Origin of the sequence: Olleya marilimosa CAM030 (assembly GCF_000518485.1) — a bacterium.
Classification (GTDB): Bacteria; Bacteroidota; Bacteroidia; order Flavobacteriales; family Flavobacteriaceae; genus Olleya; species Olleya marilimosa.
Genome location: NZ_KI912443.1, coordinates 121680 through 135541, shown reverse-complemented (window position 1 = coordinate 135541; position 13862 = coordinate 121680). Strand labels below are relative to the sequence as shown.

The window sequence follows — 13862 nt, the reverse complement described above, 5'->3', positions numbered from 1 at the left end:
ACAAAAGTCCAATGTTAAATAATAATTAAAACTTTGGAAACTTATATTGTTTTTAAAGTTTCCTATTGTATATTTGCCCCAAATTATGAGAGAAAAAATTTTAAATAAATCCGCAGAATTGTTTTTATCACTTGGTTTTAAAAGTGTAACAATGGACGATATAGCTAACGAGTTAGGCATATCTAAAAAGACTATATATCAACATTTTACTAACAAAACAAAGTTAATTGAAGCAACTACGCTAAATATATTTGATAATATTTGCGAAGGTATAGATTGTATTTGCAACGCCTCCCACAATCCAATTGAAGAGTTGTATGACATTAAAATGTTTGTGATGAATTATCTAAAAAACGAAAAAACATCACCTCAATTTCAATTAAAAAAATATTATCCACAAATACATAATCAGCTTCAAATTAAGCAGTTTGAAAAAATGTACGTATCAGTAAAAGAAAGTATACAAAAAGGTGTAGATACAAACTTATTTAGAAAAAACATTGATGTCGATTTTATTTCAAGAATGTATTTTAATGGTATGTCAGGAATAAAAGACGAAACCATTTTTCCATCCCAAATATTTACAATGGAATACTTAATGGAAAGCTATTTAGAATATCACTTAAGAGCCATTTGTAGTGAAAAAGGCTTACAAATATTAAACAAATTTATAAACACCAATCAATCGTAACCAATGAGACATTTACTAATATTATTTAGTTTTATTATAGGCAGCTCTGCTTATGCTCAAGAGGCTCCAACACAATTGTCTTTGCAAGAAGCAATTGATTATGCTTTAGAAAATAACAGAACAGCAAAAAATGCAGCTTTAGATATTGAAGCAGCAATTAAACAAAAATGGGAAACAACAGCTACAGGATTACCACAATTAAATGCTACTGTAGATTACCAAAATGCACTTAAACGAAACGTCATTGTATTTGGCGACCAAACAATACAAGTGGGTACCAAACACAGTTTAACAGGTACTGCTACTTTAAGTCAATTACTGTTTGACGGTTCATATTTAGTAGGTTTACAATCTGCTAAAGTGTATTTAGAGATTTCTAAAAACGCAAAAACTAAAACAGATTTAGAAGTAAGAAAAGCTGTTATTAACGCGTATGGTAATGTTTTACTTGCAGAAGAAAGCGTTGCAATTCTAGAAAAAAACATAACTGTTTTAGAAAAAAACCTAAACGATATAACCAAGATTTTTGAAAATGGTTTAGAGGAAGAAGAAAGTGTAGAACAATTAAAAATCACCTTATCTAGTGTTAAAAGTAATTTAAACAATACTAATCGTTTAAAAACTTTAGCTTATCAAATGCTAAATCTAACCATTGGAAAACCAATAGATGCACCAACGGTTTTAACCGAAGATTTAGATGTTTTAACGCTTCAAAACATAGAATTAAGCTTACTAGATTCTGCAAATAATGTTGAAAATACAATAGATTATAAAATAGCAGAAAATGAAAAAGTAACTAACGAGCTTTTAGTAAAACTAGAAAAAAGTAAAGCTTTACCAAGCTTAAGCGCTTTTGTTAATGGATCTTACGTAGGAAACAGAGAGTCTTTTAATTTTACTAATTCAAACGAAAAATGGTTTGGATCATCCATATTTGGCGTAAGCCTAAATGTACCAATATTTAGTTCTGGTATGCGTAATGCAGCAACACAACGTGCGCAAATTAATTTAGAAAAAGCAGAAATTAATTTAACCGAAACCGAGCAAATGCTTAATCTACAAATACAATCTGCTAAAAGCGATTACCAATTTGCAATTGAAGATTACCAGAACAAAAAAGAAAACTTATCCTTAGCAGAGCGTATAGAGCAAAAAAACCAAACTAAATTTTTTGAAGGTATTGCATCAAGTTTTGACTTAAGACAAGCACAAACACAATTATATACTGCACAACAAGAATTACTTCAAACTATGTTAGATGTAATTACCAAAAAAGCAGAACTAGAAACTTTACTAAACACAACTAACTAATCATCAATCCTACAAAATATTAATTATGAAACATATAATAACAATTTCTTTTCTAGCTATAGTATTAGCGTCTTGTAATGGAGATAAAAAAAATACAGTTGAAAAAGTTTTAGAAAAAAATAACCTAAAGGAGATTCGTACTAAACGAGCAGAGTTAGTGACTCAACAGGACGCAATCCACTCTCAGATAAAACTACTTGACGATCGTATCAAAACATTAGACAGCACACAAAACACACCTTTAATAACAACGCTAACAGCTAAAGAAGAAGTGTTTAATCACGTACTAGAGCTACAAGGTAACGTAACTACAAAAAACCTATTAGTTATTACACCTGAGTTTAGTGGTATACTAACTAATGTTTATGTAACAGAAGGTCAAAATGTAACTAAAGGTCAAGTATTAGCCAGAATTGACGATGGTGGATTAAGCCAACAATTAGCACAATTAAAAATCCAAGCTAATTTAGCAAAAACAACCTTTGAGCGTCAACAACGTTTATGGGATCAAAAAATTGGAAGCGAAATACAATACTTACAAGCCAAATCATCTTACGAGTCTCAACAAGAAGCAATTAACCAATTACAACAACAAATTAATAAAACAACAGTAAGAGCACCTTTTAACGGAACTATTGATGATGTTATTACAGAAAAAGGAAGTGTTGTTGGAGCAGGTCAAACACCACTAATGCAAATTGTAAATTTAGACAACATGTATATTGAAACTGACGTACCAGAAAGTTATGTTTCTGATGTAACTAAAGGTAAAGATGTTAATGTAGAATTTCCAGTATTAGGAAAAAGTTTAGATACAAAAATCCGTCAAGCAGGAGATGTTATTAACCCAGCAAACCGAACATTTAAAGTTGAAATTGGCGTGCCAAATAAAGACAAAAACATAAAACCAAACTTAACTGCTAGACTTAAAATTAATGACTACACCAACGAAAAAGCCATATTAGTGCCACAAAGCATCATATCCGAAAATGCAGACGGAGAACAATATGTTTACGTTGTTAAGGACAAAAAAGAAAATGGTGAAGGAGTTGTAAACAAAATCATCATTAAAACAGGAAAAACACAAGGTGACGTTATAGAAGTTTTAGAAGGTATTCAAAATGGAGCCGAACTAATACTTGAAGGAGCACGTAGTGTTAAAGATGGACAAACCGTTAAAGTAATTAAATACTAAACCAATAATCATGACTAAAAAGAAAAAACAAGTCGACAAAGAATTTGGTTTATCATCGTGGGCAATTAACAACAAAACCACAATGTATGTCCTAATTGCTGTTATCTTTTATTTAGGTATAGCTGCCTTTTTTAGCATGCCTAGAGAAAACTTCCCAGAAGTAAACGAAACTAAAATTTACGTTAGCTCGATTTACCCAGGAAACACTGCAGAGGATATTGAAAAACTAATCACAGACCCTTTAGAGGACAAACTAAAAACAGTAAGTAATGTTGTAGAAATCACCTCAACATCTCAAGAGGATTACTCGATGTTAATAGTAGAATTTGACGAAGGCATAACTGTGGATCAAGCCAAACAGAAGGTCAAAGATGAAATTGATACTGAAACTTCTGGAGAGGATTGGCCAACCTTTAATGGAGCAAAAGTAGAACCTGATGTTTTTGAGTTAAGCCTTTCAGAGGAAATGCCAATCTTAAATATCAATATTTCTGGTGATTATCCAATTCAGAAATTAAAAGAATTTGCAGAATACCTTCAAGATGACATTGAAGATTTACAAGAAATTAAAAAAGCGGACATACGTGGTGCTCAAGAAAAAGAAGTTGAAGTTGCTGTAGACATTTATAAAATGATGGCTGCACAAGTCACTTTTAATGATATTATTGGAGCAATTAACAATGGTAACTTAACCATGTCTGCAGGTAACCTAAAAGCAAGTGGACAACGTCGTACTATTAGAGTTTTAGGAGAGATTGAATCGCCTGCTGATCTAGAAAACTTTGTTGTAAAATCAGAAAACGGAAAATCTATCTATCTTAAAGATATTGCTGTTGTAACTTTTAAAGAAGAAGACAAAACAACTTTTGCAAGAGAGTATGGAGAGCCTGTGGTGATGCTAGACGTTAAAAAACGTGCTGGTAAAAACATGGTTGCTGCTGCAGAACAAATTCAGGTTATAGTTAAGGATGCTATTGACAACGTTTTTCCTAAAGATTTAAAAGTAACAGTAACTAACGATCAATCATCTGTTACTATTGGACAGGTAGATGATTTAGTAAATAACATCATTTTTGGTGTAATATTAGTAGTAACCGTTTTAATGTTCTTTTTAGGATTTAAAAACGCACTATTTGTTGGATTTGCTATTCCAATGTCCATGTTTATGTCTTTAATGATTTTAGAATTATTAGGACAAAGTTTAAACACCATGGTATTATTTGGTCTTATTATGGGACTTGGTATGCTTGTGGATAATGGTATTGTGGTTGTAGAAAACGTCTATCGTTTGATGGAAGACGAAGGCATGAGTAGGGTTGAAGCTGCCAAAAAAGGTATTGGTGAGATTGCATTCCCAATTATAATATCTACTGCAACAACAGTTGCTGCCTTTATACCATTAGGATTATGGCCAGGAATTATGGGAGAATTCATGAAAATTTTACCTATAACTTTATCGGTCGTCCTTGGATCTTCATTATTTGTTGCCATCTTTTTCAACTCGGTTTTAGTATCAAAATTCATGACCATTGAAGATAAAGACATGCCATTAAAACAAATCATACGTACTACATTAATTATTGGTGTTATTGGTGTAATTATCCTAATATTTGGTGGTACTTATAGAGGATTAGGTACAGTAATGGTTTTTACCGCTATCATGCTTTGGGCTTACCGTTTCTTTATTCGTAAATGGGCAAATAGCTTCCAAAACAAATCATTAGTAAGTTTAGAAAACTGGTATGAGCGTCAATTGCGTGGTGCTTTATCTGGCTGGAAACCTTATATCCTAAGTATTGGTACATTTTTATTATTAATCGCTTCATTTATTGCTTTCGGTATTTCATTAAGTACACAACGTACAAAAGTTGAATTTTTCCCAGATAACAAACCAAATCAAATCATTGTTTATATCGAGTATCCTCAAGGTACTGCAATCGAAAAAACAAATGCGATTACTAAAGAAATAGAAAAACGTGTTTTCACTGTACTTAACCAAGACATGTACATGCATGATGGCAAAAACTTTTTAGTAGAAAGTACAGTATCTCAAGTTGGTGAAGGTGCAGGAAACCCTCAAACTGATGGTGGATCTGCTGCAGAAATGCCACATAAAGGAAAAATCACAGCGTCTATGCGTGAGTATAAATATAGACGTGGAGAAGATAGTGAGATATTACGTCAAAAAGTACAGGCTGCTTTAGTTGGTATTTATCCTGGAGTATTAATTTCGGTTGAAAAAGATGCCAATGGACCACCAGCAGGATCTCCTATTAATATTGAAATTGAAGGCGACGATTATAACGAGCTTATTGCAACTGCCGAAAATATGCGTGAGTTTATTAATACTAAAAATATTGCTGGTATTGATGAGCTTAAAATTGATGTTAATAAGGACAAGCCAACCATGCGTGTAACAATTGACAGAGAAAAAGCAGGAGAACTAGGTATTAGTGCTGCACAAGTAGGACAACAACTACGAAGCTCTATTTTTGGATCTAAAGCAGGTATTTATAAAGAAGATGGAGACGACTATGATATTTATGTTCGTTTTAATGAAGAAAACAGATATAACAAAAGCGCCTTATTTAATCAAAATATTACGTTTAGAGACAATACTGGACAAATTAAAAGCGTACCTGTTTCTGCTGTTACCAAATACGAAAACAATTCTGGTTTTAGTGCTATTAAACATAAAGACACCAAGCGTGTTGTAACTGTTTATTCGGCATTAGCTCCTGGTTACACAGATGCAGCTGCTATTGTTAGTCAAATTCAAAACGAAATGAAAAGTTTCGAGGATTTACCTGCTAATATTCACATTGATTATACAGGCCAAATCGAAGAACAAAACAAACAAATGGCCTTTTTAGTTGGTGCTTTCTTTACAGGATTGGGATTAATCTTTTTTATCTTAATCTTCCAATTTAATTCGGTTTCAAAACCAACAATAATCATGATTGCTATTTTCCTTAGTTTTATTGGTGTATTTGGAGGTATTGTAATTTCTGGAAGTGCTTTTGTTATTATGATGACCATGGTTGGTATTATATCGTTAGCCGGAATTGTAGTAAATAATGGTGTGGTACTTCTAGATTATGCACAATTGCTTATTGATAGAAAAAAAGCAGCACTAGATTTAGAAAAAGACGATTACTTAAATAATCAAGACCTGTTTGAAAGCATAGTAAAAGCTGGTAAGGCGCGTTTAAGACCTGTATTATTAACAGCTATTACAACCATTTTTGGTTTAATTCCTTTAGCCATAGGACTTAACATAAACTTCTTTACATTGTTTGCAGACTTTAATCCTAATATTTATATGGGAGGAGACAACGTAGTATTTTGGGGACCTTTAGCATGGACGGTTATATATGGTTTACTAATAGCAACATTCTTGACCTTAATTGTTGTTCCAATATTATTTTTCTTATCTGTTAAATTAAAAATGTGGTTCAAAGCTAAATTTACTTCAGAAGATATTGATGATTCTTTAATAGTAGAACCAATAAACGAAGACTAAACTTTGATTTATATTTATACAAACAAATGATTTAAACAAAAAATCCGAAGTCTTTACTTCGGATTTTTTACTTTTGCATTTCTAATAAACTATTATGTATAGAAGTCATAACTGTGGTGAGCTAAACGCATCACATATAAATACAGAAGTTACCCTTTCAGGTTGGGTACAAAAATCAAGAGATAAAGGGTTTATGATGTGGGTCGATCTACGTGATCGCTACGGAATAACGCAGCTTATTTTTGATGAGGAACGCACATCTAAAGCAATAATAGAACAAGCACAAAAGCTTGGTCGTGAATTTGTTATTCAGGTTAAAGGAACTGTTATAGAGCGCGAATCAAAAAATAAAAACATCCCAACTGGAGATATTGAAGTTTTAGTAAAGGAATTAACCATACTAAACAAAGCTTTGCTTCCGCCTTTTACCATCGAAGACAAAACAGATGGTGGTGAAGATATTAGAATGAAATACCGTTACCTAGACATTAGACGTAATCCGGTAAAAAACAACTTAATTTTCAGATCTAAAGTAACACAAGAGGTTAGAAACTTTTTATCTAACCAGGGTTTTATAGAAGTAGAAACGCCTTACTTAATCAAATCTACTCCAGAAGGAGCAAGGGATTTTGTAGTCCCTTCAAGAATGAATGAAGGTGAGTTTTACGCACTTCCACAATCACCACAAACCTTTAAGCAATTGCTTATGGTTGGTGGAATGGATAAATACTTCCAGATTGTAAAATGTTTTAGAGACGAAGATTTACGTGCAGACAGACAACCAGAATTTACGCAAATTGATTGCGAAATGGCATTTGTAGAGCAAGAAGATATTTTAAACGTATTTGAAAACTTAACACGTCACTTACTTAAAGAAGTAAATGGTGTAGAGGTTGACAAATTTCCACGTATGTTATATGACGATGCGATGCGTTTATACGGAAACGACAAACCAGACATTAGATTTGGAATGGAGTTTGGAGAACTTAATGACGTTGCACAACATAAAGACTTTGGAGTCTTTAATGATGCCGAGTTAGTAGTTGGTATTGCTGTTCCTGGCGGAAACGCATACACACGTAAAGAAATAGACAAGTTAATTGATTGGGTAAAGCGTCCACAAGTTGGTGCTTTAGGTATGGTTTATTGTCGTGTAAACGAGGATGGAACATTCAAATCATCTGTAGATAAGTTTTTTGACCAAGACGATTTAGCTAAGTGGGCAGAAAAAACAGGCGCAAAAGCAGGAGATTTAATCTGTGTACTATCAGGTGACACTAATAAAGTGCGTGCACAATTAAGTGCGTTACGTATGGAATTAGCAACACGTTTAGGGCTACGTGACCCTAAAGTATTTGCTCCTTTATGGGTTATTGATTTCCCGTTATTAGAGTTGGATGAAGAAACTGGTCATTACCACGCTATGCACCATCCATTTACATCACCTAAACCTGGTCAAATAGAATTATTAGACACTAATCCTGGAGACGTAAAAGCAAACGCATATGATTTAGTCCTTAACGGAAATGAAATTGGTGGAGGATCAATACGTATACATGATAAAGAAACTCAAGCTATCATGCTTAAACATTTAGGATTTAGTGAAGCTGAAGCTAAAGCTCAGTTTGGATTTTTAATGGATGCTTTTGAGTATGGTGCGCCTCCACATGGTGGTTTAGCTTTTGGACTAGATAGGTTAGTCTCTATTTTAGGCGGTCAAGAAACTATTAGGGACTTTATTGCATTTCCTAAAAACAATTCTGGTCGAGACGTCATGATAGACGCTCCTGCTCCAATTGACGATGCTCAACTTGAAGAATTAAGCTTAAAACTAAATATTAAATCATAACAATAAAAATCCTGCAATTTGCAGGATTTTTTGGTACATTTAATTTATGCCAAAACAACCATTACATAAACGGTTTTTTATATGGAGAATTAAACATGTCTCTGAAAAAAACTTTACTTATATTTTAAGTGGTCTGGTTGGACTATTGGCAGGATTAGCAGCTGTAACACTTAGAAACATTACGTTTACTATTGAGAGTGCTTTAGATAACCTAGTCGTGTTTTCTAAAAATCAAGTCTATTTTATACTTCCTGTTTTTGGATTGTTTTTAGTGTATTTATTTACAAAATATGTTTCTAAAAAAAAGGTAGAACACGCTATACCTTCTATTTTATTTAAATTATCAAAACGTAGCGGATTAATAGAACGTTCTAAAATATACATTCCGTTAATAACTGCTCCTTTAACTGTTGGTTTTGGAGGATCTGTTGGATTACTTGGACCAGCTATTGCTTCAGGATCTGCAATAAGTTCTAATCTTGGTAAGCTGTTTCATGTTAATCAACAAACGCGTACTTTATTAATTGGTTGCGCTGCAGCAGGAGCAATTTCATCTATATTTAAATCACCAATTGCAGCTATAATTTTTGCGGTAGAAGTCTTTAGTTTGGATTTAACCTTTGCTTCATTATTACCATTACTTATAGCTTCAGTCGCTTCGGTTTTAACCTCTTATTTCTTTTTGGGTGACGACCTATTATTCAACTTTAATTTTTCTGAAAAATTTCAAATTAAAGACACTTTATTTTATGTAGTATTAGGTGTAGGTACTGGATTTGCTTCGATTTATTTTACTAAAATGTACTTTTTTATCTTAAAATTTTTCGAACGATTTAGATCAAGACTCATTAAATTAATCATAGGTGGATTAGCTATTGGTGTCATGTTATATTTTATTCCACCATTATATGGAGAAGGTTTTGGTTTTATAAATAACCTATTAGCAGGAAACCATTTAGCTGCATTAGGCACAACTCCTTTTGACCATTTAAAGGATAATATTTGGGTAGTCATTGGATTATTAATTGGGATTACTGTATTTAAAGCCATAGCAATGACTACCACATTTGCAGCTGGAGGAGCTGGAGGAATTTTTATTCCAACCATGGTAATGGGTAGCGCATTGGGTAATGTGGTTGCCAAAATAATCAACAACTTAGGTTTAGGATTTATTGTGTCGGAAACCAATTTTACCTTGATTGGTATGGCTGGATTAATTGCAGGAGTACTGCACGCACCATTAACAGCCATTTTCTTAATTGCCGAAATTACTGGAGGTTATGAATTATTTATCCCATTAATGATAGCTGTAAGTATGTCATTCATTATTAAAAAAAACGCGATAGATTTTACCATCTATACCAAAGAGTTAGCTTTAAAAGGTGAGTTATTGACCCACAACAAAGACCAAAGTGTATTAACCCTAATGTCTTTAGATAGTGTAATAGAAACCAATTTTGTAAAACTAAACCCAAACATGACGCTTGGAGACATGCTACATAAAGGCGTTGCAAAATCTACCAGAAATCTATTTCCTGTGGTTAATAAAAACAAAGCTTTAGTTGGTATAATCCTGTTGGATGATGTCAGAGAAATCATGTTTAATCAAGCACTATACGATACGACTTTAGTAGAAGATTTAATGCATAATCCACCAGATATTATTGATTATAAAAATGACTCTATGAAAACGGTTATGACAAAATTTCAAGACTCAAACGCTTGGAATCTACCTGTAATTAAAGATGGTATATACATTGGTTTTGTTTCAAAATCTAAATTATTAACTGCTTACAGACGTCAATTAATTAACTACACGACGACTTAGTAACGCATTTTATATCTTTACAAAAAATAACGTCTTTTTAAAACATGAAATACCTAATTGCATTATCATTTATCGCATCTGTAGCAAGCATAATTTGTGGCTATTGGCTAGAAGTTGACTATGGACAAAAACTAATAGGCTTTGGTGTTTTAGGTTTGTTTTTTATAGTCATCCCTTTATTTACCTACCACAGATGGAAAGACAGAGATGCCAAAGAATACATGTTAACCAAAGAAAAGATAGAAGACATGCGTAAAAAAGAAGGCGATAAAAGACGATTTTAGGGTTTTATTTGGGCATTACCCTTTTCCGCTGAAAAGCTACAAAGGGTCGCGCTATCCACTGTATCTTTTTGTTTTTTTTTAGTAAAACAAAAAGGATGTCGCTACTATCGCTAATGCACTAAACCGCAAACAATAGTCCATTAATTTAAGTTTCGTTTTTCAATAAAAAAACGTTTTAATAAAGCTGATGCTTCCTCAGCTAACACTCCACCAACCATTTTAGTTTTTGGATGTAGCTTTGTATTTAATGCAATACAACCACGATCTTCATCCCTAGCTCCATAAACAATTTTAGAAATTTGACTCCAATACAAAGCACCAGCACACATTTGGCAAGGCTCTAAAGTGACATACAACGTACAATCTTTTAAATATTTTCCGCCTAAAAAATTGGCAGCAGCAGTAATAGCTTGCATTTCGGCATGAGCTGTAACATCGTTTAAAAGCTCTGTTAAATTATGCGCTCTAGCAATAATGCGATCTTTAATTACAATGACAGCTCCAACAGGTATTTCGCCTTTATCAAAAGCTTCCTCAGCTTCCTGAAGTGCTTTTTTCATAAAATAAGTATCGTCATATGGGTTTATCATATCAGAAAGTTGACTATTAAAAATCAAAAATACAATTTCAAGTACTACATTTGTAAAGCAATGAGTAATTTCCTTAATAAAATACAAAATCCAACACAGCTTCGTCTTTTAAAACAAGACGACTTACCTATTCTTGCTAAAGAACTTCGCGATTTTATTATCAATATTGTGGCCACAAAAGAAGGACATCTTGGTGCAAGTCTCGGTGTAATAGAGTTAACTATTGCACTGCATTATGTTTTTAACACACCAAAAGACCAATTAGTTTGGGATGTTGGACACCAAGCTTATGGACATAAAATTTTAACTGGTAGACGCGATACTTTTGAAACCAACAGACAACTTGGTGGTTTAAGTGGCTTTCCAAATAGGTCAGAAAGTAACTTTGATACTTTTGGTGTTGGGCACTCCTCAACTTCTATATCTGCAGCTTTAGGTATGGCAATTGCCTCTAGATTAAAAAGTGATTTAGACACGCAACATATTGCGGTTATTGGAGATGCCTCAATTGCAAGCGGAATGGCTTTTGAAGGACTGAATCACGCAGGCGTTACAGATGCCAACCTATTAGTTATTTTAAACGACAATGCTATTGGAATTGACCCTAGTGTTGGTGCATTAAAGCAATATTTGACCAACGTTAAAAAAGGGACTGAAAAGCAAGACAATATTTTTGAAGCTTTAAATTTTGACTATTCTGGACCAATAGATGGCCACAATTTACCGCTGTTAATTTATGAATTAAAGCGTTTAAAAAATGTAAAAGGACCAAAGTTTTTACATGTTATAACTACAAAAGGGAAAGGGTTACGTCAAGCCGAAGAAAACCAAGTCACCTATCATGCGCCAGGAAAATTTAATAAAGATACTGGCGAATTAAATCCAAAATCAAACACCAAACAAGCACCAAAATATCAAGATGTTTTTGGACATACTATTGTAGAACTAGCAAAACAAAACGAAAAAATTATTGGGATTACACCAGCAATGCCAACCGGAAGCTCATTAAAGTACATGATGGAGCAAATTCCGGATCGTGCTTTTGATGTTGGAATTGCTGAACAACACGCAGTTACATTTGCTGCTGGACTAGCTACTCAAGGTATGGTACCGTTTTGTAATATTTACTCAACATTTTTGCAGCGCGCTTATGACCAAGTTATACACGATGTTGCTTTGCAAAAATTACCTGTAATTTTCTGTTTAGATCGTGCAGGTTTGGTTGGCGAAGATGGTGCAACACACCATGGTGTTTACGATTTAGCTTATTTACGTTGCATCCCTAACCTGATAATTTTTGCACCAAGACACGAGGTCGATTTACGTAACATTATGTACACTGCGCAGTTGGGTTTAAAACAACCCATTGCTATTAGATACCCAAGAGGACGAGGTGAAAATCTAGATTGGCAACAACCGTTTTCTAAAATTGAAATTGGTAAAGGTGAGTGCTTAAAACAAGGAACATCCATAGCTGTACTTTCTATTGGTAATATGGCTAAAAACGCTACTGAAGCATTCGATTTAATTGAAGACACCTCAGAATTTTCTCATTATGACATGCGTTTTGTAAAACCATTGGATGTGGAGATGCTTCATAATATTTTTAAAACACATAAGACTATTGTTACCATTGAAGACGGTTCTGTTATAGGTGGTTTTGGTAGTGCAATAGCTGAATTTTCAGTAAAACATAATTATAAAAATACGGTAATTACAAAAGGAATTCCTGATCAGTTTATAGAACACGGAACCGTTTTAGAATTACAGCAATCTATTCAGCTTGACCCAAAGAGTTTGAGTGAATTACTAAAAAAAATGGCAGACTAAAAAATTAGTCTGCCATTTAAAATTATAAGCTAAATAATGTATTAGTTTGTGGTAAACGACCACTCTTGACCAATACTTTTTACTCCGTTGTTATCTTTAGTATCTACTCTCCAATAATACGTTGTACCAGCTACTGTTGTAACATCAAAAGTTGATACTGTTAAATCAGATTGACTAATAGCAGGACTTGATGTCGTTCCAAAATATAAATCATAGGTTAAGGTGTCTGCAACATCAACATCTGATCCTGTCCAATCTAATGTAGTTGTTCCTGCATCAACTAAAGCGTCTACAGCTGGTGCATTTAATGCTGCTGTAAATGGTGCATAATTAGAAACTCCGTTTCCTTCTGTATAGAAAGCTAAGGTAGATGATGCTGCTGCATTATCCTCTCCATCTGAAGCCGTAACGTTCCAATAATACGCAGTTCCTGCTCCTAGTTGGATTGTTATTGAAGTATTAGTAGTTGTTTGTTGTGCTATGATGTTAGTTTGATCTCTATCTGTAGCAACTCTGATTGTATATTCTAAAACATCATTATCTACATCAGTAGCTGCTGCCCATTCAAAGGTAATGTTACTATCAATACATAATAAATCTGAACTTGGGTACACTAAATTTGAGACTGCTGTTGGAGCAGTATTTGGTACTGTTGGAGCAACACCTGCTCCTCCTCCATCATCACTACTACTACATGATGCAGTAAAAACAGCTGCTACTGCTAATACAGGTATTAATTTTAATATCTTATTCATCTTTTT

At 33.5% G+C, this 13862-nt stretch carries 10 protein-coding genes; 8 read left to right on the top strand and 2 right to left on the bottom strand.

The window, feature by feature from the left end; all coding sequences use genetic code 11:
• Nucleotides 1-85 precede the first annotated feature (85 nt).
• The 7 genes from M890_RS0114525 (at nt 86) to M890_RS0114495 (ending at nt 10681) form a co-directional block, all read left to right on the top strand.
• Nucleotides 86-691, top strand: coding sequence for a TetR/AcrR family transcriptional regulator (locus tag M890_RS0114525; protein ID WP_028284213.1), 606 nt, complete (start codon nt 86-88; stop codon nt 689-691).
• Nucleotides 692-694: 3 nt separating this feature from the next.
• Nucleotides 695-2002: a TolC family protein gene (locus M890_RS0114520; RefSeq protein WP_028284212.1), complete on the top strand. Its 1308-nt coding sequence runs from the start codon at nt 695-697 to the stop codon at nt 2000-2002.
• A 25-nt stretch (nt 2003-2027) separates the two neighbouring features.
• A complete protein-coding gene (locus M890_RS0114515; RefSeq protein ID WP_028284211.1) occupies nt 2028-3197 on the top strand; it encodes an efflux RND transporter periplasmic adaptor subunit in 1170 nt (389 codons plus the stop codon).
• 10 nt (nt 3198-3207) lie between these two features.
• Entirely contained in the window at nt 3208-6720 is a 3513-nt protein-coding gene (locus M890_RS0114510) for an efflux RND transporter permease subunit (RefSeq protein ID WP_028284210.1), read from the top strand.
• A gap of 94 nt (nt 6721-6814) precedes the next feature.
• Nucleotides 6815-8569: an aspartate--tRNA ligase gene (gene aspS, locus M890_RS0114505; protein ID WP_028284209.1), complete on the top strand. Its 1755-nt coding sequence runs from the start codon at nt 6815-6817 to the stop codon at nt 8567-8569.
• A gap of 46 nt (nt 8570-8615) precedes the next feature.
• Nucleotides 8616-10397 carry a chloride channel protein gene (locus M890_RS0114500; protein WP_028284208.1) on the top strand — a complete coding sequence of 594 codons (1782 nt, stop codon included), beginning with the start codon at nt 8616-8618 and terminating at the stop codon, nt 10395-10397.
• Between the two features lie 44 nt (nt 10398-10441).
• Nucleotides 10442-10681: a hypothetical protein gene (locus tag M890_RS0114495; protein WP_028284207.1), complete on the top strand. Its 240-nt coding sequence runs from the start codon at nt 10442-10444 to the stop codon at nt 10679-10681.
• A gap of 140 nt (nt 10682-10821) precedes the next feature.
• On the opposite strand, the gene M890_RS0114490 is transcribed toward M890_RS0114495, so the two are convergent.
• Nucleotides 10822-11271, bottom strand: coding sequence for a nucleoside deaminase (locus tag M890_RS0114490; RefSeq protein ID WP_028284206.1), 450 nt, complete (start codon nt 11269-11271; stop codon nt 10822-10824).
• A gap of 60 nt (nt 11272-11331) precedes the next feature.
• Between M890_RS0114490 and dxs the strand changes: the two genes are divergently transcribed.
• The gene (dxs, locus tag M890_RS0114485; protein ID WP_036597716.1) at nt 11332-13101 is read left to right on the top strand and encodes a 1-deoxy-D-xylulose-5-phosphate synthase; all 1770 of its coding nucleotides are present in this window, start codon (nt 11332-11334) and stop codon (nt 13099-13101) included.
• A gap of 41 nt (nt 13102-13142) precedes the next feature.
• On the opposite strand, the gene M890_RS16285 is transcribed toward dxs, so the two are convergent.
• Nucleotides 13143-13856: a hypothetical protein gene (locus M890_RS16285; RefSeq protein WP_051437556.1), complete on the bottom strand. Its 714-nt coding sequence runs from the start codon at nt 13854-13856 to the stop codon at nt 13143-13145.
• Nucleotides 13857-13862 lie beyond the last annotated feature (6 nt).

What these genes read in the sequence shown, in the direction of transcription:
- M890_RS0114525 (WP_028284213.1), top strand. Translation starts at nt 86, where the DNA reads ATGAGAGAAAAAATTTTAAATAAATCCGCAGAATTGTTTTTATCACTT.
- M890_RS0114520 (WP_028284212.1), top strand. Translation starts at nt 695, where the DNA reads ATGAGACATTTACTAATATTATTTAGTTTTATTATAGGCAGCTCTGCT.
- M890_RS0114515 (WP_028284211.1), top strand. Translation starts at nt 2,028, where the DNA reads ATGAAACATATAATAACAATTTCTTTTCTAGCTATAGTATTAGCGTCT.
- M890_RS0114510 (WP_028284210.1), top strand. Translation starts at nt 3,208, where the DNA reads ATGACTAAAAAGAAAAAACAAGTCGACAAAGAATTTGGTTTATCATCG.
- aspS (WP_028284209.1), top strand. Translation starts at nt 6,815, where the DNA reads ATGTATAGAAGTCATAACTGTGGTGAGCTAAACGCATCACATATAAAT.
- M890_RS0114500 (WP_028284208.1), top strand. Translation starts at nt 8,616, where the DNA reads ATGCCAAAACAACCATTACATAAACGGTTTTTTATATGGAGAATTAAA.
- M890_RS0114495 (WP_028284207.1), top strand. Translation starts at nt 10,442, where the DNA reads ATGAAATACCTAATTGCATTATCATTTATCGCATCTGTAGCAAGCATA.
- M890_RS0114490 (WP_028284206.1), bottom strand. Translation starts at nt 11,271, where the DNA reads ATGATAAACCCATATGACGATACTTATTTTATGAAAAAAGCACTTCAG.
- dxs (WP_036597716.1), top strand. Translation starts at nt 11,332, where the DNA reads ATGAGTAATTTCCTTAATAAAATACAAAATCCAACACAGCTTCGTCTT.
- M890_RS16285 (WP_051437556.1), bottom strand. Translation starts at nt 13,856, where the DNA reads ATGAATAAGATATTAAAATTAATACCTGTATTAGCAGTAGCAGCTGTT.